The following is a 21,541-nucleotide window of genomic DNA, read 5'->3' as shown; positions in this document are numbered from 1 at the left end:
GGCGCCGCACCACGGGCGCCGTCAGGACGCCGTCATGTGGGCCGCGACCCGCAGCGCGTTGGCGAAGATGGACAGCACCGGGTTGACGCCCCCGTTGGTGACGTGCAGGGACCCGTCGGCGACCCGCAGGTTGTCGTGCCCCCACACCCGGCCGAACGGGTCGGTGACCGAACGGGCCGGGTCCGTGCCCATGCGGCAGGTGCCCGCCTGGTGCTGCCCCGCGCTCGGGCCGTGCCCCGTGCCGGACGGCCGCGAGGTGACGACCCGCCGCGCGCCGGAGGCCGTGAGCCACTCGGCGCACCGCTCGGCCAGGAACGCCTGCGCCCGCAGGTCCTCCGCGTGCGGCGCGCCGGAGAGGACCGCGACCGGCAGCCCGAGACGGTCCCGCGTCCCCGGATCGACGCGCACCCGCGCCCCCGCCGTCGTCACCTCCTGCACGGGACCGGCCAGCCGCATCGTCCGCGGCGCCAGCTCCCGCATGCCGCGCTTGGCCGCGAGCCCGTGCACGGGTATCAGCCCCGCGTCCACCAGGTTCCGGTAGGTGCTCGCCGGCGTCGGCACGAACTCCTTGACGACGATGCCGCCGCCGACGATCCCCGCGTTGTCCTGCCGGTGGTCGGCCGTCGCGATGGAGGGACCCGGGCCGATCAGGTCCTCCACCGGGTCGTCGAAGACGCCCGTCGCCGAGGCGTACAGGTGGCCCTGGAGGTGGCGCCCCACCTGGTCGGCGTTGTTGCCGACGCCGTGGGGCTCCGCGTCGTGCGCCGAGTTCAGCAGCAGCCGGGCCGTCTCCACCGCGCCGGCCGCGAGGACCACCTCGCCCGCCGCGACCTCGGCGTGCCACTGCCGCCCGTCCCGCAGCCCGGTGACGGCCACGCCCGTGATCCGCCCGCCGGGCGAGGTGAGCAGCCGCGCGGCCGTCGCCTCCAGCAGGACACGGCAGTTCCCCGAGGCGAAGGCACGCGCCAGCAGCGTGTTGTGGCTGCCGTTCTTCGCGTCCACCGTGCACGCGAACCCCACGCACAGCGAGCACTGGGCACACGCGGGCCGGCCGAGGTAGGGGACCGAGTTCACGAGCAGCGGCGTGTCCACCGTGGACAGCCCGAGCTTCCCGGCGCCCGCCCGCAGCACGTCGTACGCGCGGCCCGTGGGAAGCGGCGGCATGGGCAGCGGACGGGCACGGCGCCCCGCGTACGGACCGTCGTCGGGGCCGCCGCTCACACCGATCTCCCACTCGGCCTGCTCGTAGTACGGCGCCAGCTCCTCGTACCCGAAGGGCCAGTCCGCGAGCGTGCTGCCCTCCGGCACGCCGTAGCGCGACGCCATCCGGAAGTCGTCCGGGCCGAACCGCCACGCCTGCGCCCCGTACACCCGGGTGCCGCCGCCGAGCGTCATCGCGTTGTTGCTCCACCGGCCGTCGGACGGGCGCAGCACGACGCGGCCGCCGTCCGTCGCGAGGACACGCGGATTGCCCTCGTCCCCGGGGCCCGCGAGGGACCCGAGGTCCCAGTAGGCGCGCGGGTTCCGCAGGTGGTCGCGCGCCAGGTCGCCGGTGGCCGGCCAGGAACCGGCCTCCACCACCAGCACCGACCGCCCGGCCTCCGCGAGCCGGCAGGCCGCCGCGCCCCCGCCCGCGCCCGACCCCACGACGACGACGTCGTACCGCGCGGCGAGGCCGTCCGGCGTCACCACGGCGTCGCGGTGCCCGTCACCGGCGGCGGCCGGCGGCAGGCCGGGCCGCCAGCCGACCGCGTCCCACGAGGCGTTGCCCGCGTTGCCGCCGTTGCCCTCGTCCGCGTAGTGACCGCCGTTCACGAGCTGCGCGAACCACACGTAGTCGGCGTCGCCGAGCAGCCCGTCGAGAACGGCGGCGCGGTCCGCCGCGCCGAGCTCCGGGTCCTCGAACGGCCGCCCGTACCGCTCCTCGGCGCCGGCGCCCACCCGCTCCAGCACCCGCGCGACGCGCGGCTCCCAGTCGGGCCGCTGCGCCAGCACCCGCGCCAGGAACCCGAGTCCGCCCGCCTCCACGGCGGACGGCCGGTCGTCCGCCGGCACGACGGCCTCCACCAGCGCCCGCAACCGCGCCTCCCCGGAACGGACGACACCGCCCGCCTCACTGCCTGACATGCCCGGTTCCCTGCCTTCTCGACTGTGTCGTCTAGTCTCTGCGCAGCACTCACTGCGACAACGGTGCCCCCAACTCTCTCCCGGAGCCCGCGATGCCCCTGCGCCTGCCCCCGACCGCCACCATCCTCTTCCAGGGCGACAGCATCACCGACGCCGGCCGCACGGGCCAGATCGGCGACGGCCTCGGGGACGGCTACGCCGCGGCGGCCACCGCCCTCCTGCGCGAGCGCCACCCGGACGCGGCCCCCGTCGTCCTCAACCGGGGCATCGGCGGCAGCCGCATCACCGACCTCCGCGCCCGCTGGGAGGAGGACGCCGTCGCGCTCAAGCCCGACCTGGTGTCCGTCCTCATCGGCATCAACGACACCTGGCGCCGCTACGACCAGGGCGAGACGACGGCCACCGGGGTGTGGGAGGCCGACTACCGGCACCTCCTCACCCGGCTCCGGGACGCGACGGGCGCGCGCCTGCTGCTCGTCGAACCGTTCGTCGTCCCCGTCACGGCCGCGCAGTGGGACTGGCGCGAGGACCTCGACCCGCGCATCCACGCCGTGCGGCGGCTCGCCGCGGAGTTCGACGCCGCGCTGCTCGCCGCCGACGGGCTGCTCAACCAGGCCGCCCGGACCGCCGGCGACCCCGCCCGCATCGCGGCGGACGGCGTGCACCCCACGCCCCTCGGCCACCGCGTCCTCGCCGAGGCGTGGGCCGACCTGGTGCGCCTCGACGCGGAGTGACGCCCCGCCTGTTGCCGCCCCGGTGGCATCAGCGCGGTGCGGGTGCCGAAGCATCCGCGGGCGGTTCCGGCAGCCAGTCGCCGGCCGGGTCGTACTCCAGCCATCGCCTGCGCCCCGCCTGCTCGGCGCAGGCGGCGGTGAGCCGGCTCAGCCCCGGGTGCCCGTCCCCCGAACGCCACAGCAGGGACCAGGCGTACAGCGGCGTGGGATCGACCAGGGGGACAGAGCGCAGCCCGGGGACCTCCGGCAGCGGCACATCGGCGGGCACCAGGGAGAAGCGCCGCGGGTCCGCCACCACCTCGGCGAGGAAGTGGCCGAGCCCGAGGTTGACGCTCGTCGCCGTGTCCCGCACGCCGAACCGGTCGGCGAACCGGTGGAGGAAGTCGAGCCGGTCCAGCGCACCGGGCGCCCACAGCACGCTCCCGCGCAACTCCGCCGGCCGCAGCGCCGGTTCGGCCGCGAGCGGATGGGCGGCGCTCAGCACCGCGTCCACCGGTTCCAGGCGGACGAGGCGGTGCGCGAGTCCGGCGGGCAGCGGGGGGTGGACCCGGCCGAGGGCCGCGTCGATGTCGCCGCGCAGCAGAGCCGTCGTCACCGACGCGAGATCGCGCCCGTGCCCCGACACGAGGGGGCCGGCCCGCCCGGCTACCTCGGCCAGCGTCCGCATCGGGGCGTACAGGTGCCCCCAGACGTCCACGCGCAGGGGCCGGTCCCCGCCGACGGCCGCCGCGACGGCGGCGTCGGCGGCGGCCACGGCCCGCCGGGCCGGCGCGAGGAACCGCCGCCCGGCGTCGGTCAGGCGCACCCCGCTGCCGCCGCGGTGGAAGAGTGCGGTGCCGAGCCCGGTCTCCAGCCGGGCGATCCTCTTGGACAGCGCCTGCTGGGAGACGGCGAGCCTGCCCGCGGCCCGCCCGAAGTGCAGCTCATCGGCGGTGTGCAGGAAGGCACGCACCTGCGCGATGTCGAGATCCACGGCCCCCACCATAGGTGACAACCGTCGGTTGTCGGCCGTGCTCGTCCTTTGTTGGATCGCACGGCGGCGAGCGCGGTTGCATCGTCCCCATGCAAAGACTGATCCCCACGGGGGACGCGGCCCGCCCGGTCGCCTTCACCGAGGTCCCCCAGCCCGTGCCGGAGCCCGGTGAGGCACTGGTCAAGGTCGAGGCGTTCGCACCGAACCGCGGCGAGACGTTCCTCCTCGAACACCCCAGCCCCGGCCTGCTGCCCGGCAAGGACATCGCGGGCCTCGTCGTACAGGCGGCGGCCGACGGTTCGGGACCGGACACCGGCACCCGCGTGGTCGGACACCCCGCCCAGGGCGGCTGGGCCGAGTACGCCGCCGTGCCCACGCACTCGCTCGCCGTGCTCCCGGACGGCATCGACAGCGCACGGGCCGCGGCCCTGCCCCTGGCCGGGATCACCGCCCTGCGACTGCTGGCCACGGCCGGTTCCCCGGCCGGCCGGCGGATCCTGCTGACCGGCGCCTCGGGCGGCGTCGGACACTACGTCACCGAGCTGGCCGTCGGTGCCGGAGCGGACCTGACCGCCGTGACGGCCACCCCGGCGCGCGGCGAGCGGCTCGCGGAACTGGGCGCCGAGGTGGTGCACGACGTCGCGGAGGCCCGGGGACCGTTCGATGTCGTACTGGAGTCCACGGGCGGCGCAGACCTGCCGCTCGCCCTGTCGAAGGTGCGCCCGGGCGGCACGCTCGTCTGGTTCGGCCAGGCGAGCCGCACCCCGGTCAGCCTCGACTTCTTCCGGCTCCTCGACGGCCCCGAGCGCGTCACGATCCGGCACTTCCACTACGCGGGCGCCCCGTACGGCCCGGACCTCTCCGCCCTGGTGCGGCTCGTGGACCAGGGCCGCCTGCACCCGGAGATCGGCCGCGTCACCGACTGGGGGCGGACCGCCGGCACCCTGGTCGACCTGCGGGAGCGCCGGATACGCGGCAAGGCCGTGCTGCTGGTCGGAGGAGGACGGTGAACGCCGCCGAGTTCGCCGCCGCCCAGTGGACACGCGCCACCGGCGCGGGCGTGGACCCGCACGAGTACCGGCGCGTCACCGGCGGTCTCGCCTCCGTCGCCGACTGGGAGCCGTCCTTCCTGCGCACGGGACACGCTCACGTCCGGCGCGCCGCGAACGCGGGATCGTCCGTCTCGGCGGGTGGGCATCTGCTGATGGCGGCCCGGTGGTTCCACCTGGCCACCCTGGCACCGCACGCGGAGGCGCACCGTGGTGCCGCCGAGGCGGATCACGCCCTGGAGGCGGCCCTCGCCCTGCTGGAGCCGGGTGCGCGGCGGGTGAGCGGCGAGGGGTTCACCGGCTGGCTGCGCGGCCCGTCCGACGCGCCGGGAACCGTGCTCGTCGTCCCCGGCCTCGACTCGGCCAAGGAGGAGTTCATCGATCTCGCGTCGGCGCTGCTGGCCAGAGGGCTGGCCGTGTTCGCGATGGACGGGCCGGGACAGGGCGTGCTGGCGGCCGGCACGACCCTGCGACCGGACTACGAGCGCGTCGTGGCCCGGGTCGTCGACACCCTCGGCGTCGCGCGCGTCGGGCTCGTCGGCATGAGCCTGGGCGGCTACTTCGCGGCCAGGGCCGCCGCGCTCGAACCCCGCGTGGCGGCTGTCGCCACCGTCAGCGGTCCCCACCGCCTCGACTGGGCGCGACTCCCCCCGCCGGTACGGGACCTCATGGCCCGCCGCACCGGAGGCGCGGAGGCCGCCCCCGAGTTCGCGCGCCACGTGGACCTGTCCGCCCTCGCGTCCCGCATCGCGGCCCCGCTGCTCGTCGTGGACGGAGGCCGGGACGTCATCCCCGGCGTGACGAACGGCGAGCCCCTGGCCCGGTCGGCGCCGCACGGCACCTACCTGTCCGTCCCGCACGGCGACCACCTCCTCGGCAACGCGCGACCGGACTGGCTGCCCCGCCTCGCCGACCACCTGGCACACGCCCTGGCGGGTACGCCGGCGTGAACCGCTCCACCGGGCGGACCGCCGTCGCCCCTCCCCGGCGGGGCGACGGCGGGGGCGCGTCGGTCTCCCGGAGTGCCCACCCGTCGCCACTTCGGGTGATTTCTGTGACGGAATGACCGCGAAGTGTCACGTGCGGCGCACTCTTGTGGGGTACGTCCGACCTCAAGCACCGAAGGAGCCGGAGCAGTTCATGCCCCAGTGCCCCGAACCCCTCGCCTTCCCCTTCCCCGACACCGCGGCGAAGCTCGCCCCGCACCCCCGTTACGCCGAGCTGAGGGAGCGCCCGCTGGTCCGGGTGCGCATGCCCTACGGTGACGACACCTGGCTGGCCACCCGCCACGCCGACGTGCGCCAGGTGCTCTCCGACCCGCGGTTCAGCATGGTCCCCGCCCGCGGCCAGGACCAGCCCCGCGTCCGCCCCGGAGCACGGGCCGGCGACGGCCTGTTCTCCCTCGACCCGCCCGAGCACTCCGAGGTCCGCGCCGTCATCGGCCGGCACTTCACCCCCCGCCGCCTCGAAGGGCTCGCCGAACGCGTCCGCGCCATGGCGAACGGGCTGTTCGACCGCATGGCGGAGACCGGCTCGCCGGCCGACTTCTTCGCCGCGTACGCCCGCCCGCTGCCCACCATGGTGATCTGCGACCTGCTCGGCGTCGCCGCCGACCGGCACGAGTGGATCTGGGACTGGGCCAACGGCATCATGAACAACACCACCACACCCGACGAGATGGCGGCCCGGTACGGCGACTTCCTCGCCTTTCTGCGCGGCGAGGCCGACCGGCGCCGCACCCACCCCGGCGACGACCTCCTCACCACCCTCGTCCAGGCACTGGACGCCGGCCGCATCACGGAACGGCGCTTCCACGCCCTGGTCGCCGACCTCATCGGCGCGGGCTTCGTCACCACCGCGGCGCAGCTCGCCAACTTCCTCCTCACCCTCTTCGAACACCCCGACCAGCTCGCCCTCCTGCGCGACGACCCGCGCCGCGCCGACGCCGCCGTCGAGGAGCTGATGCGCTTCGTCCCGGTGCTCAGCAGCATCTCGCTGCCCCGCTACGCGACGGAGGACGTCGAACTGGGCGGGGTCACCGTCTCTGCGGGGGACCCGATCATCGTCTCGCTCGTCGCGGCCAACCACGACCCGTCCGTCCACCCCGACCCGGGCCGCCTCGACATCGAACGGGAGACCGTCGCCCACCTCGGCTTCGGGCACGGCCCGCACTACTGCATCGGCGCCCAGCTCGCCCGCATCGAGATGCGCGTCAGCCTCGAACTCCTCTTCACCCGCTTCCCCGCGGTCAAGCCGGCCTGCGACCTCGCCGAACTGCCCTGGCTGAGCGGCTTCCTCATCAACTGCCCCGAGGAACTGCCCATCGCCTGGTGACCCCAGGACAACGGGGTCCCGGCCACCGGCCGGGACCCCGTCGTCGTGCGGCGCGCCGCGCCTACAGCTTCACCAGCACCTTGCCGCGGTTGGCCCCCGGGTCGTCGTACAGGCTCTGGTAGGCCGCCGGGAGGTTCTCGAAGCCCTCGACGACCGTCTCGTCCCAGGCGATCTCGCCGGACCGCACCAGCGAGCCCACCTCGTCGTGGAGCGCCGCGAGATTGTCGTCGGTGTACCACTCCTCGGCGAAGACGCCCCTGATCGTCGTCCTCGGGAACATGATGTACGGCAGCAGCCGCGGCCCGGACCAGTCGCCGTTCACCGTCGTGGACCACTGCCAGCACACCGCCACCCGGCTGTGCACCCGCAGCATCCGGAACGCCGCGTCCGTCACCGCGCCGCCCAGGTTGTCGAAGTAGCGGTCGATCCCGTCGGGAGCGGCGGCTTCGAGGGCGCGGTGCACGGCGTCCGTGTCGTCCCCGTGGCGGTAGCGCACGACCTCGTCGAAGCCCAGCTCCCGCAGGTAGCCGACCTTGCTCTCCGAACTCGTCGTGCCGACCAGCCGGGCCGCGCCCGCGCGCTTCGCGAGCTGCCCCGCGAGCGTGCCGACGGTCCCGGACGCGCCGCTGATCAGCACCGTGTCGCCCGGCCCGACGTCGAGGAACTTCGTCATCGTGCCCCACGCCGTGATGCCGGGGCTGCCCATGATGCCGAGCGCCGTCGTGACCGGCAGCCGCTCGTCGTAGCGCGCGGGGTCGAGCCTGCGCAGCGGCGGCAGGCGCAGCGGGAACTCCCCGCCGTCCCACACCCACGAGGCGCCGTCGCTCACCAGGTGGGTGCGCCACCCACCGAAACCGCGCACCAGGTCGCCCGGCCGGAACACCGCGTCGGGACCGGCCGCCTCCACCTCCATGATCGCGTCACCGACGACATGGCTGCCGATCGGCAGCTCCTGCGAGAGACCCACGAGATAGGGGTCCACCGAGACGTAGCGGGTGCGCAGCAGCATCCGGTCGGCACCGAGATCGGTGTCGATGTCCTCGGTGACCTCCTCGTACAGCCGCCGCACGTCCGGCACACCGGCCATGCGCTCCTTGATGGCCCATTTCCTGATCTTCATGTCAGACACTCCCCGTCCCCATGTCGGCGCCGGCGGCGGAGGGCACCCGCGCCGCGTCGTCCCCGGCCGTGGCCTTCGGCCCGACCGCGATGATCCGCTGCGTCGGCAGCGGCAGGCTCTCGTCGATCGAGGCCGTGAACTCCTTGCCGTCGTCCCGGCAGATGAACTGCATCACCTGCCGGCCGGCCGCCGCCGCGCGGATCAGGCCGCCGACGGTGACCCAGACGCCCGACATGTAGAAGTCGGACAGGCCGGGCAGCACCGGCCCGTTCTTCTTGATCTCGACCTCCAGCGTCTCGCCGCCCTCCATGAACGGCTGCCAGCCGGGGAACGCCCCGTTGTGCGTCGCCGTGTACCGGATCTGCGTGAGCGGCGTGGACACGTCCCGCACCGCGACGGCGTCCCGCAGCCCCGGGTAGCGCTCGTCGAGGAACGCCTCGACGGTCATCCGCACACGCCGCTTCGCCAGCGTGTACTCCTTGCCGTGGCGCACCGGCAGCGTGTGGAGGATGCCGCCGCGGCGCGTACGGCTGGCCCGCTCGGGACCGTCGCGCAGCTCGCGCCACGGCGCGGCCTCGGAGAAGTACGTCGCGTAGATGACGGACGAGTTCTCCGGGGACAGCTCCGGGTAATGGCAGCTCCGGAACTGCACGTTGATGCTGGGGTGGCGCATCCCCACGAGCTTCCCGGCCGTCTCCTCGTCCAGGAGGTGCGTGGTGCACGGATCGCCCTCGGGGAACGCGCGCCGCAGCCCGAGGAAGACGCTGACGTACCCGGGGGACAGCATGCCCGGCTCGTCGATCGTCTCCGTGTACAGCCTGCGGTAGGTGTCGTTGAGGTAGCGGCCGCCCAGCATGTCCATCACCGTGGACCTGCCGTCCGCCGCCGACACGACGATGTCCGCGCGGAACTCCCGGCCGTCCGTCAGCCGCACGCCGACCGCGCGGTCGTCCTCGACCAGGATCTCCTCGACGAGCGCGTTGTACGTGATGGCGCCGCCGAGCCCGAGGTAGCGCCGCTCGATGGACCGCGCGAGGCCGAGCGACCCGCCCTCCGGCACCCCGGCCGACCCGCAGGCGTGCGCCGCGAGCTGGAAGTAGAACGGCAGCACCGGGAAGTCCGCGTGCTTCTCGTACAGCATGTAGTTGAACGCCTCGCGCAGCAGCGGGTGGCTGAACCGCGCCGAGTAGTCCGTCATCAGCTCGGTGATGGACTTGCGGATGGTGTTGAAGTACGGCGCGAACGACGCCAGCATCCGCCACCGCTCCCGCCGGCCCATGAGCCCCACGGGCTTCAGGAACGGGTAGACGGCCAGCGCGCGCCTGAACGTCCGCAGTCCGTCGCAGAAGTGCCGGATCTGTTTGGCGTCCGCGGGCGAGATCTCCCGCAGGTGTGCCTCCAGGCGGTCCGGGTCGGAGTAGAAGTACACCGACTGCCCGCCGTGCCCCCGCACGATGTTGAACACGTCGAACTGCCGCATCTCCTTGCCCTGGAGGGCGCCGAGCTCCAGCCAGATCTCGTGCATCTCGTTGCCGGGGCCACTGCCGAGGAGCCAGCTCACGCACCAGTCGAACGTGAAGTCGCCGCGGTCCCAGGAGGTGCACGACCCGCCGGGGATCTCGTGCATCTCCAGGATGTGCGTCCGGTAGCCGTTCATCCGGGCGTAGACGCCGGTGGACAGGCCGCCGAGACCGCCGCCGATGATGAGCATGGTCTCCCGGGGGCGCCGGGTGCCGCTGTCACTGGTCATGTGTGGGGGTACCGCCCGTCAGGATGTCGAGGGTGAGCCGGGCGTTGTGCCCGGCGTGGTCGGCGTCGAGGAGTTCCGCGTGGGTGCCGGAGCCGGCGATGACCCGGGTGCCGCCGCCGGCACTGCCGTGCCAGCTCCGCCCCGCGCCCTCGGCGAACAGCGCGGCGTTGCCCTCGTCGGCGATCACCGTGAGGGCGGCCGCGACGGTGCCGTCGTTCGGCGTGCGGGCGGCGTAGTCCAGGTAGTCCCTGGCCTGCTCCATGGTCTCGGCCGCGACCGACGCCGACCCGGTGTGCCGCAGCAGATGGTCCCGCAGCTCCGCCTCGAACGCCGCGATGTGCTCGGGACCCGGCTCGTACGCCGCGACCGTGCGGAAGCTGTCGAGGATCACGACGTGCCGCACGGTGCGGCCGCGCTCCTCCAGCTCCTTCGCGACCTCGAAGGCCAGGTTCCCGCCGAGGGAGTAGCCGAGCAGGTCGAGCGGGCCCGAGGGCCGGAGCCGCTCGACGAGGTCCGCGTACGCCGCGGCCTTCCCCGGCCCCGTCAGGTAGTTGAACGCGACGATCCGCCGCTCGGGCAGCGCGGCGGCGAACCGCCGGTACACCAGCCCGTGCCCGCCGGCCGGCGGGAAGCAGAACAGCGCCGCGTCCACCCCGTCGTTGAACCGCAGGTACGGCTCCGCGCCGTCCAGGCGGCCCGTGATGACGCCCTCCAGCGTGCGCGCCATGCCGTGCAGCGTCGTCACACGGAACAGCTCGCTCACCGGCACCGACACGTTGAACTCGCCCCGGAGCCGGTGGATCAGCTCGATCAGCCGGATCGAACTGCCGCCGCAGGCGAAGAAGTCGCTGCGCAGGCCGACCCGCTCCAGGCCGAGCAGCGCGCACCAGTGGGCCGCCATCCGCTCCTCGTAGAGCGTCACCGGCTCCTCCAGCGCCTCGTCAGCCTCCGCCTCGGGGGCGGGCTCGGGCAGGGCCGCCGTGTCCACCTTCCCGCTGCGCGACAGCGGCAGCGCCGGCAGCACGACGAAGTGCGCCGGGATCAGGTACGTCGGCAGCTCCTCCGCGAGCCGGTGCCGCAGGTCCCGCGTGTCGAGGGCGGCACCCGCGGCCGGCACGCAGTACGCGCACAGGTACCGCTCGCCGGAGGCGTCCTCGCGGGCCGTGACGACCGCCTGCTCGACGCCGGGCAGCGCCACCAGGCGGGTCTCGATCTCACCCGGCTCCACGCGGTGGCCGCGCACCTTGACCTGGTTGTCGGCACGGCCCAGCAGGTGCACCAGCCCGTCCGCGTCCCAGTGGGCGAGGTCGCCCGTGCGGTAGAGGTGGAGTTCCGCGCCGTCCACGACGCGGGTGACGAACCGCTCGGCGGTGAGGGCGGGATCGCCCGCGTAGCCGAGCGCGAGGCCCGCGCCGCCGATCCACAGCTCCCCGGCCACCCCCGGCGGGACGGGCGTGCCGTCCGCGTCCAGGATGTACAGGGCGCTGCCGGGGAACGGGCGGCCGACCGGCACCATCCGCGCGCCGTCGAACCGGTCGGCCGGCCCCTCGAACCAGGCGGAGTCGATCGTGGCCTCGGTCAGGCCGTAGCTGTTGACGAGGCGCGTGTCCGGGCCGGTGAGGGCGCGCAGCCGCTCGTACTCGGCGGCCTTCCACGCGTCCGAGCCGACGATCAGCAGCCGCATGAAGTCCAGCCGCAGACCCTCGCGTTCGCAGTGCGCGAGCAGCGCGCGGACCACCGCGGGCACGAACTCGGCGCAGTCCACCCGCTCGTCGGCCATGGTGCGGTACAGCCGGGCCGTGTCGAACAGCAGGTCGCGCCCGACCAGCACGAGCCGCCCGCCGGTGCCGAGGGCACGCACCAGGTCGCCGGTGAACACGTCGAACGGGAAGGCGGCAAGCTGGAGATGGCACCGCGCCTCGGTGTCGAGCCGGTACACCTCCCGCCACCCCGCCAGCACCGAGGCGAGACTCCGGTGCCCGACCCGCACGGCCTTCGGCCGCCCCGTCGAGCCGGAGGTGTGGATCACGTACGCCAGGGTGTCGAGGCCGGCGTCGCCCGCCGTGCCGTCCGGCGCGCCCGGGTCCCCGGGCAGCGGCACGTCCAGCCGCGGCGGCGCGACGGCGGGCACCGACAGCCACGCCGGCCGGTCGCCCGCGATCACCGTCAGGACGGCCCCGCCGCCCGCCGTCATGGCCGCGAGCCGGTCCGCCGGGTGCCCCGGGTCGAGCGGCAGGTACGCGCCGCCCGCCTTCCACACCGCGAGCAGCGTCACGATCAGCTCGGGCGACTTCTCCAGGCACACCCCGACGACCGCGCCGTCCCGCACGCCGAGGGCACGCAGCTCGTGCGCCATCACGTTGGCCCGGACGTCCAGCTCGCCGTAGGTGAGGTGCCGCGCCGGGCCGTTCGCCGACGGGAGCGTGACGGCGACCGCGTCCGGCCGCGCCGCGGCGGCCCGGGCGATCAGCCGGTGCACCGGCTCGTCCACCGCGACCGGCCGGTCCGCGCCGCTGAACCGCGTCACGATCCGCTCGCGCTCCGCGTCGTCCAGCATCGCCAGCTCATGGACCGGCCGCTGCGCACGCGCCGCGGTCAGCTCCTCCAGGAGCCGCCGGAAGTGCCCGGCCATGCGCCGCATCGTCTCCGGCACGAACAGGTCGGTGTTGTACTTCAGCACGCAGTGGAACCGGCCGTCGGCCGCCTCCTCGTACGCCGACAGCGTGAGGTCGAACTGCCCCTCCTCCTCGGGCAGCTCGATGTACTCCAGCCGGTAGCCGTACCGCTCGGTGGCGACCTTGTGGTGCAGCAGGATGAACATCGCCTGGAACACCGCGGACCGGCTCGGGTCGTGCTGGAGCCCGAGCTTCTCCACGAGCAGCGTGAACGGGTACTCCTGGTGGTCGAGACCGCCGAGCACGACCTCGCGGACCTGGTCGAGCAGCGCCGCGACCGTGGGCCGCCCCGACAGGTCGAGGCGCAGCGGCAGCGGGTTGACGAAGTAGCCGTAGACCGAGGAGAACTCCTCCTGCGTCCGGCCCGTCACCGGGCTGCCGACGACGATGTCGTCCTGCCCCGAGTACCGCTGGAGCAGCAGGTAGTACGCCGCGAGCAGCACCATGAACACCGTGGTGTTGTGCTCCTGCGCCAGCGCGTGGACACGGGCGCTCAGTCCGGTGTCGAGGGTGAAGAACTCCGAGGCACCGTTGTGCGTCTGCACGGCGGGCCGCGGCTTGTCCGTCGGCAGGGTCAGGACCGGGACCTCGCCCTCCAGCCTGCCGCGCCAGTACTCCAGCATGCGGTGCGCGTCGGGACCGGCCAGGAAGCGGTTCTGCCAGTTGAGGAAGTCGAGGTAGCGGGCGGACACGGGCGGCAGCTCCACCTCGCGGCCGGCGCGCAGCCCCTCGTACGTCTCCAGCAGCTCCTCGATGAACGTGAACGTGGAGATCGCGTCCGACGCGATGTGGTGCACGGCCTTGGTGATGACCCATCGGTCCGGCCCGCGCCGGAACAGCCGGAACCGCACCAGCGGGTCGTGCTCCAGGTCGTACGGTCTGCGGTACTCCTCGATGATCATGCGGTACACGTCGTCCCAGGGCCGCCCCTCGACGTCGAACACCGCGCAGTCCGCCGCGTCCTTGGCCGTCGCCTCGGGCGCGATCCGCTGGACGGGCTGCCCGTCGAGCATCGTCACGTTCGCCCGCAGCACCGGGTGCCGCGCCACGAGCCGCCGGAACGCCTCGCACATCAGCTCGGGATCGAGCGCGGTCCGCACCTCGACGGCACCGCCGATGTTGTACGCGTACCCGTCGGGGTGGAGGTGGCGCAGGAACCACAGCGCCTTCTGGTTCTGCGTGAGCGGGTAGCAGTCGGCGTCCGTGTGGATCGGGGCGGCGTCCCCGCCGCCGCCCGCCGCGTCCGCCGCGACCAGGTCGGCCAGGCCGTCGGCGAGCCGGTCGACCAGCTCGGCGGCCGGCGCGCCGCTCAGCAGCGTCACCACCGGCAGGGAGACGCCGATGTCGGCGTGCACCCGGGAGCGCAGCTCCATCGCCAGCAGCGAGTCGAGCCCCAGCCGGCTCAGGCTGACCGACGGCTCGACGCCGTCCGCCGGGACCCGCAGCACGGCCGACACGACGGCCGTGAACCGCTCGGTGAGCAGCGCGCGCCGCTCCTCCTCGGGGGCCTGCGCGTACAGGTCGAGGAACGACCCGGCCGCGCCGGCGCCCTCCCCGCCGGTGTCCGCGCCGGCGGCCAGCTCGGCCGCGAGCGGCGGCGCCTCCGGGTACCAGGCGAGGAACGTCCGCCAGTCCACGATCGACGCGACGAGGAGCTGCGCCCGGTCCTGGCCGATGACGCGCTCCAGCACGGCCATGCCCGCGTCCGGCGTGAGCGAGCCCATGCCGCGCTGGTCGCGGTAGTGCTCGATCAGGCCCAGCTCCTCGATCATGCCGGTCGCCCACGGACCCCAGTCGAGGCTGAGGGCGGGCAGCCCGAGGGCGCGCCGGTGGTGCGCCAGGGCGTCGAGGAACGCGTTGCCGGCCGCGTAGTTCGTCTGCCCCGCGGTCGTGAGGACGGCCGCGACGGAGGCGAACAGCACGAAGTGGTCGAGCGGTTCGTGGCGCAGCTCACGGTGCAGCAGCCAGGCCCCCGCCGTCTTCGGGTCGTGGACCGCGTCGAACGTCGCCCGGTCCATCTGCGGCACCATCGTGTCGCGGACCTGCCCGGCGAGGTGGAACACACCGCGCACGGGCGGCGCACCGCTCGCCCGGTGGCCGTCGAGCCAGGCCCGCAGCGCCGCCTCGTCCGTGACGTCCACGGGAGCCACGACCGCCTGCGCCCCGAGGGACTCCAGCTCCCGGACGAACCGCACGCGCTCCCCGGCGGGGCCGTCGGCACCCGCGCCCCACGCGGAGCGCTCCGGCAGCGCCGTCCGGCCCATCAGGACGAGCCGCCGCGCGCCGCGCCGCACCAACGTGCGGCACAGCAGCCGGCCCAGGGCGCCGAACGCCCCGGTGACGAGGTAGGTGCCGTCCTCCCGCAGCCGCAGGGGCAGCGGGCGGGACATGCCGTCGGCCTGCTCCAGGCGGCAGGTCCAGCGGGTGTCGCCGCGCAGCGCGACCTCGTGCTCGCCGTCCCGGGCGCCCGCTCCGGCCGTCTCGGCCAGCAGCCGCGCCGCCTCGGCACGGGGACCGCCGGGCGCCGCCGGGTCGAGGTCGACCAGCTTGCCCCGCTGCGCCGTCAGTTCCTGCTGCCACAGGACGCGCCCCACGCCCCAGGCACGCGCGCCGAGGAGCGTCACATCGGCGTCCGGGAGGACGGGCTGCGTGCCGCGCGTCACGATGTGGAGGCGGGCGTCGGGGGCGCCGTCCGGCAGGGTCTGGGCGAGCGCGATCAGGGCGTACGCGCCGGTGGCGGTGTGGTACTCGGTGCCGCCGCCGGGCACCGGCTCCGGTGCGGTGAGCCCCACGTTCCACAGGTGGAGGACCGTGCGGAAGGCGCCGCCGGTGTCCGCGAACAGCCGCCGCAGGTCCTCCGCCGACCCCGGCACGACCTCCGAGACGCCGGCGGCCGTGTCCGTGCGGTAGGCACTGCCGGGCCGCACCAGGTGGCAGCGGCCGCCGCGCCCGGCGACCAGCTCCGCCACCGCGTCCCCGACGCCGCCCGGCGCGTCCGCGAACACCAGGACGGAGTCCGCCGCGCCGGAGGCGTCCGGCTCGTCGCCGAGCGGCGGCAGCTCCCGCCACACCGGCTCGCTCAGCCAACTGTCCACGGTGGCCTGCCCGACGGCCGCCGGGGCCTGGGCCACGTCACCGGCGCGGAAGCCCTCGACGTGCCCGAGCGGCGCGCCGTCCTCCGCGTACAGGGCGATGTCGCCGAGCAGCCCGTCGGCGTCCTCGCGGGTGATGACGGCGTGCGCCCACAGCGCGCGGTCGCCGACCGGCGCGAGCCGCACCTCGCCGATGGACAGCGGCAGTCGGATGCCGCCCTCGCCGGCGCCGGACGCGCCGTCCGCCAGCAGCGCGGGGGTGAGGAGCGTCTGGAAGCAGGAGTCCAGCAGCACCGGGTGGGCGTGGTGGCCAGCGGCGTCGCCCGCGAGGCTCTCGGGCGGACGGATGCGCGCCAGCGCCTCGCCCGGACCGATCCACACCTCCTCGATGCCCTGGAACGCCGGTCCGTAGTGGTAGCCGAGGGCGGCGAGCGCCTCGTACGCCGCCGGGCCGGTCAGCCGGCGCGCGCACCGCGCCCTGACGGCCCCGGTGTCCAGCGGCGGCGCGCCGTTCCGCCGCTGCCCGGCCCGTACGACACCGGTGGCGTGCACGGCGGGTTCCACGACGCCGCCGGCCGCCGGGTCCCGCACGGTCGCGATCGTGAAGGCCGCGGTCCCCGAGGAGAACGCGAGCTGCACCGTCCGCGGCTGGTCCTCGGGCAGGAACAGCGCCTTCCGCAGCTCGACGCCGGCGAGCGCGGCGGCCCCCGCGTCACCGGTCAGCGCGCGCACCGCCTGGGCCGCCATCTCGATGTAGCCGGCGGCGGGGAACAGGACGTTGCCCTGCATCCTGTGGTCCGACAGGTAGGGCAGCCGCTCCGGGTCGAGTGTGGACTCCCACACCGGTTCGGCGCCGTCGACGCGGCGGCCGAGCAGCGGGTGGTCGAGCCGGCCGAGCCGCACCCGCGCGACGGCGGGCGACTCGGTCCAGTACCGGTCGCGGCGCCACGGGTAGCGGGGGAGGGGCACCGGGGCGCCCTCGGGCTGCAGGACGTTCCAGTCCGGGTCGACGCCGAGCGAGGTGAGCGCGGCGAGGGTGAGGGCCATGCGCTCGGCCTCGGGCTCCGCGCGGCGCAGCGACGGCACGACCCGGCTCTCGGCCTCGCGGCCCGCGAGGCACTCGCGGATCGAGTGGCCGAGGACGGGGTGCGGCCCGATCTCCAGGAAGAGTTCGAAGCCGTCGTCCGCCAGCCGGTCCACGGCGGCGCGGAACCACACGGTGTCGCGGACGTTCTGCCACCAGTAGTGCGCGTCCAGTTCGGATCCCTGGGCGACGGCGCCGGGGCGGGCCGTGAGATAGAGCGGGACGCGGGCCTCCTGCGGCTTGATGCCGTGGAGCGCGGACAGCAGTTCCTCGCGGATCGGGTCCATGGCGGCGCTGTGGTAGGGCACCTCCACGGTCAGGAGGCGTGCGAAGCGGCCCTCGCCCTCCAACTCCGCGGCCAGCGCGGTGAGAGCTTTCTCGTCACCCGCGAGGGTGAGTGAACGCGGACCGTTGACGGCGGCGATGGAGACGCTCCCGCCGTACGGGCGGACGCGCTGCGCGGCCTCCGCCTCGTTCAGGTCGACGGCGAGCATCGAGCCGGTGCCGGCCAGCGTGTGCTGGAGCCGGCTGCGGTGGACGACGATCCGCACGGCGTCCTCGAAGCTGTAGACACCGGCCTCGTGGAAGGCCGCGACCTCGCCCGTGCTGTGCCCGGTGACGGCGTCAGGGACGATGCCGCGGCTGCGCCACAGCGCTGCCAGACCGAGCTGGAGGGCGAAGTTGGCCGGCTGGGCGAGCCAGGTCTCGGCCATGCGGGAGTCGGCCTCGTCGGCGTGCAGCTCCTCGACGAGGGACCAGCCGGTGAGCGCGGCGATCTCACGGTCGCACCGGTCGACGGTCTCGCGGTAGACGGGCTCGGTGGCGTACAGCTCACGGCCCATGCCCCACCACTGGGGACCCATGCCGGTGAACACCCACACGAGCCGCTTCCGCGTGCCGTCGCGGCGGGTGTCCTGCAGGACGCGCGGGTGCGGGACGCCCTTCTCCGCTGCCGCCAGCGCCTCGTCCAGGGACTCGCGGTCGGTGTAGGCGACGGTGAGGCGTTCCTCCAGGTGCTGGCGCCGGTGGGCCAGGGTGTGCCCGAGGTCGGCGAGCGGCGCGCGCTCCAGCTCCCGCCGGATGCCGGCGGCCACCTCGGGCAGCGCGTCGGCCGTGCGCGCGCTGAGCGGCAGCACGGTGAACGCGGGCCGCCCGGCGGCCGCCTCCGGCGGTGCGGGCCGGGCCGGCGGCTCCTCCAGGAGGACGTGCGCGTTGGTGCCGCCGAAACCGAACGAGTTGACGCCGGCGCGGGCCGGCCCCTCGTGCGCCGGCCAGGGTGTGGGCTCCGTCGGGATGCGGTAGGGCAGCTTCGCCGGGTCGAGGGCGGGGTTGAGCCGCTCCAGGTTGATGTGCGGCGGGATGACCTTCTCGCGCAGGCTGAGGGCGGTCTTGATGAGCCCCGCGATGCCTGCGGCCGACTCGGTGTGCCCGATGTTGGACTTGACCGAGCCGATGTACGCCGTGCTGCCGGGCTCGCGGCCGATGGCGAGGGCGCGGGCGAGCGCGGTCGCCTCGATCGGGTCGCCGACGGGAGTGGAGGTGCTGTGCGCCTCGACGTACTGGAGCTGGCCCGGCTCGATGCCGGCCTCGGCGCACACCCGGCGGATCAGCCGGACCTGGGCGTCGGCGCTCGGCACGGTGATGCCGTTCGTGCGGCCGTCCTGGTTGACGCCGCTGCCGATGACGACGGCGTGGATCGGGTCGCCGTCGCGCAGGGCGTCGTCGAGCCGCTTGATGGCGACCACGCCGACGCCCTCGGCGCGGACGTAGCCGTTCGCCGAGGCGTCGAGGGGGCGGGACCTGCCGTCCGGCGACAGGAAGCCGCCCTTGGTCTCGGCGATGGTGTACTGCGGCGTCATGTGGAGGAGCGTGCCGCCGGCGAGGGCGAGGTCCGTCTCGCCGTTGCGCAGGCTCTGGCATGCCAGGTGCACGGCGACCAGGGACGAGCTGCAGGCCGTGTCGACGGAGACGCTGGGGCCGCGGAAGTCGAAGCAGTACGAGAGACGGTTCGACACCATCGTCATCATCGTGCCGGTGGCCGTGTGCGCGGCGAGCGACTCGAAGCCGAGGTCGGCGAACTGCACGATCTTCCAGTCGAGCGTGAACGCGCCGACGAAGACGCCGACCTCGGTGCCGGCGAGGTCGGCGGGCTTCTGCCCCCCGTCCTCCAGCGCCTCCCAGGCGACTTCGAGCAGCTTGCGCTGCTGGGGGTCCATGTGCTCGGCCTCGCGGGGGCTGATCCCGAAGAACGCCGGGTCGAACTCGTCGAACCCGTCGATGTAGCCGCCGCGTCCGCCGACCAGGCGTCCGGGCTTGGCCTTGTCGCGGCTGCCGAGCGTGGTGACGTCGTACCGGTCGGGCGGGGTGGGCGTGATGCAGTCCCTGCCCTCGATCAGGTTCCGCCAGTAGTCGCGGTGGTCGTTGGCTCCGCCGGGGAAACGGCAGCCGATGCCGACGATCGCGAACTTCCCGGCTATGGCCTGGGGGACGCGTGGACGGTCCGTCATCAGAAACCTCGTGTTGGGGCGCTGGGGAATGCGGGAAGGAGAGCGGTTTTCCTTCCGGCATGCGGGAATGGCCGCGCGGGCGTGCAGGAGCCCGCGGCGGGAACAAACGGACACGCCGGAACCCGCGGTCGTTCAGCCTGTCATGCGGTGAGCCCGTCGTGACCGAAACAGAATTCGTACTGGTGAATGACCGTGGTGACCGGATCGCCGTTGACCGGTCGCTGGAATTGTGTACTCCCCCCGCGCGTTCAATGCGCGCCGAGAACGACAGTGCTCCCCAATTGACTCACATCATGGGCGCATGATCACCTTTTCGCGTCATCGTCATCCCAATTGATTAATGCTCAAAAGGGAGTTCGAATTGGACAGGTGTTTGCGGTGGGTCACTTCGCGGTGAACGGCGCGGATCGGCGACATCGGGGGCGCGGGGAAGTGCGCCGGAGCGCACGCGCGCGGCCGTCCGGGCAGCGGAACGCGCCCGCCGGCGGCGGGTGGGGAAGGGGTGACGGACGGCCGCCTTCACGCGCCCTTCACGGGAGACGGGCGCGGGCGGCGGGCTGTTGTGTGCGTCCGGGTGGCGGTGACCCGCCCGATCGCGCCACCGGACGGCGGTGACGCGGGGCGCCGGAAGCGCCGGCCACGCGGGAACGCACCGCGAACGGCCCCTCCGGGGGGCTCGAACCGGCCGGGGACGAGCGGAACGGGGCGGCCCCGGGGGGAAGACGGGACGCCGTGGGTGCGACGGGGACGGCCGCCCGTGCCGGAACACGTCGGCGGCCCGGAGGCTGTCCGTCTCGCGACGCCGGCCACGGCGCCCCGGCGCGTTGCCGTATCAGCGCGGACCGTGCGTACGGACGGGCACGAGCTGCGGCCCGGCGCCCCGCCGGACAGGCCCCCGGCCGCCGCGGCGTGCCGGCGGCCGGGGGAGGGGTGGCGTCAGCGCGCGGCGGTCCCCTGTGAGGGCTGCGGGGCGATCCCGACCTCCGTCATGTACCGCGAGAGGACGAGCTTGCCGATCGCCGGGTACGCGCCGAGGGGCTGCGCCGCCGAGCAGCCGGCCTCCTCCGCCGCCGCCTCCAGCAGGCCCTCGGGGATCTCGGGACCGATCAGGCAGGGGGCGAGCGCCAGGTTCTGCGAGCCCTCCTCGGCGAGCTTGGCCGCCGTCGCCGCCACCGCGCCCTCACGGTCGACCGCCGCCGCGAGCACCGGCACCGCGAGCCGGGCCGAGAGCAGCATGCCGGTGATGCCGGCGACCTGCACCGCCTCCTCGCCGCCGGCCGTCGCCAGCACGATGCCGTCCGCCGCTGTCGCGACGGTGAACAGCCGCGCCCGGTCCGCCCGGGCGAGCCCCGCCTCGGACAGCCGCACGTGCACCGCCTCCGCGAGCAGCGGGTGCGGTCCGAGCACATCCGTCAGCACGGCACCGGTTCCGCTGCTGAGGACCTCCTGCCGCAGCACCCGCAGGTGCGCGCTGTCGGGGCCGGCCAGCAGGGGCACGACGACCGTGGGGGGACGGTTCTCCTCGCCGTCCTCGCCCTCGCCGCCGGCGGTCCTGCCGAGGACCTCGGCCAGCGGCGGGAACTCCTCGTCCTTGCCCTCGGCGAACGCCAGCCGGGCGTCAAGACCCGGCAGTTCGGACCGGGCGATGCTCAGCACCTCGTCGGCGACCGAGCGGCTCTCCGCCGACGGGACGCCCGGCACGGCCAGGACGAGCGGCGGCGCGCCCTCGGGCGCTGACACGGGCTCCGGCCGGCGGTGGCGTCCGGGCTGACGGGGGCGCGGCATTCGAACGGGCAGGCCGTTGGCGGGCCCGGCGGATGAGGAGGAGCTCATGTCGCCGCATGTTAATGCCTTGATGTGGTTGGCTGTTCTTCCGGGGGGCGTCGCTCCGTGTCTGTCCTGTTTTATCCCACGCGTCGGTGGGAGCCCGGGACATGTCCCGTTTACGCGCCGCCGGTTGCCCGGCCACCGTGCGCGCCGTGCGGCCCGGGCGGCGCGGTACCCCCGTTCGACCGTCGCCGGGGCGGCCTCCACGCGCGCCGGGAGACGCCCGGGGCCTGCCCGGCGGGTCCTTTCGCGCGCTCGCGGCGCCGGAC

Annotated in this window: 10 protein-coding genes; 4 read left to right on the top strand and 6 right to left on the bottom strand. The window is 74.5% G+C overall.

Features of this window, described 5'->3' with window-relative positions:
• Window positions 1–21 precede the first annotated feature (21 nt).
• Window positions 22–2,127 carry a GMC family oxidoreductase gene (locus EMA09_RS00770; protein ID WP_129837881.1) on the bottom strand — a complete coding sequence of 702 codons (2,106 nt, stop codon included), beginning with the start codon at window positions 2,125–2,127 and terminating at the stop codon, window positions 22–24.
• 92 nt (window positions 2,128–2,219) lie between these two features.
• On the opposite strand from EMA09_RS00770, the gene EMA09_RS00765 reads away from it, so the two are divergent.
• Window positions 2,220–2,861 carry an SGNH/GDSL hydrolase family protein gene (locus tag EMA09_RS00765; protein ID WP_129837879.1) on the top strand — a complete coding sequence of 214 codons (642 nt, stop codon included), beginning with the start codon at window positions 2,220–2,222 and terminating at the stop codon, window positions 2,859–2,861.
• Between the two features lie 28 nt (window positions 2,862–2,889).
• Here EMA09_RS00765 and EMA09_RS00760 read toward each other — a convergent pair whose 3' ends face one another.
• Window positions 2,890–3,834 (bottom strand): LysR family transcriptional regulator, encoded by a 945-nt coding sequence (locus tag EMA09_RS00760; RefSeq protein ID WP_129837877.1) that lies wholly within the window; start codon window positions 3,832–3,834, stop codon window positions 2,890–2,892.
• 89 nt (window positions 3,835–3,923) lie between these two features.
• On the opposite strand from EMA09_RS00760, the gene EMA09_RS00755 reads away from it, so the two are divergent.
• The 3 genes from EMA09_RS00755 (at window position 3,924) to EMA09_RS00745 (ending at window position 7,217) form a co-directional block, all read left to right on the top strand.
• Entirely contained in the window at window positions 3,924–4,844 is a 921-nt protein-coding gene (locus EMA09_RS00755) for a zinc-binding dehydrogenase (RefSeq protein ID WP_129837875.1), read from the top strand.
• Window positions 4,841–5,833 (top strand): alpha/beta fold hydrolase, encoded by a 993-nt coding sequence (locus EMA09_RS00750; protein ID WP_129837873.1) that lies wholly within the window; start codon window positions 4,841–4,843, stop codon window positions 5,831–5,833. The genes EMA09_RS00755 and EMA09_RS00750 overlap by 4 nt, the downstream gene beginning before the upstream one ends.
• Before the next feature lie 190 nt (window positions 5,834–6,023).
• Window positions 6,024–7,217, top strand: a complete 1,194-nt coding sequence (locus EMA09_RS00745; protein ID WP_129837871.1) for a cytochrome P450 — start codon at window positions 6,024–6,026, stop codon at window positions 7,215–7,217.
• Between the two features lie 61 nt (window positions 7,218–7,278).
• Here the strand turns inward: EMA09_RS00745 and EMA09_RS00740 are convergent, their stop codons facing one another.
• The 4 genes from EMA09_RS00740 to EMA09_RS00725 all read right to left on the bottom strand — a co-directional run bounded on the left by EMA09_RS00740 (window position 7,279) and on the right by EMA09_RS00725 (window position 21,230).
• Window positions 7,279–8,337 (bottom strand): NADP-dependent oxidoreductase, encoded by a 1,059-nt coding sequence (locus EMA09_RS00740; RefSeq protein ID WP_129837869.1) that lies wholly within the window; start codon window positions 8,335–8,337, stop codon window positions 7,279–7,281.
• 1 nt (window position 8,338) lies between these two features.
• A complete protein-coding gene (locus EMA09_RS00735; protein WP_240796161.1) occupies window positions 8,339–10,087 on the bottom strand; it encodes an NAD(P)/FAD-dependent oxidoreductase in 1,749 nt (582 codons plus the stop codon).
• Window positions 10,077–19,445: a non-ribosomal peptide synthetase/type I polyketide synthase gene (locus tag EMA09_RS00730; protein WP_129837867.1), complete on the bottom strand. Its 9,369-nt coding sequence runs from the start codon at window positions 19,443–19,445 to the stop codon at window positions 10,077–10,079. Before EMA09_RS00730 ends, EMA09_RS00735 begins: the two co-directional genes overlap by 11 nt.
• A 936-nt stretch (window positions 19,446–20,381) precedes the next feature.
• Window positions 20,382–21,230 carry a hypothetical protein gene (locus EMA09_RS00725; RefSeq protein ID WP_129843757.1) on the bottom strand — a complete coding sequence of 283 codons (849 nt, stop codon included), beginning with the start codon at window positions 21,228–21,230 and terminating at the stop codon, window positions 20,382–20,384.
• Window positions 21,231–21,541 lie beyond the last annotated feature (311 nt).

Origin of the sequence: Streptomyces sp. RFCAC02, assembly GCF_004193175.1 — a bacterium.
In the GTDB taxonomy this organism is placed as follows: domain Bacteria; phylum Actinomycetota; class Actinomycetes; order Streptomycetales; family Streptomycetaceae; genus Streptomyces.
This window is presented reverse-complemented; position numbering and strand designations above follow the sequence as displayed.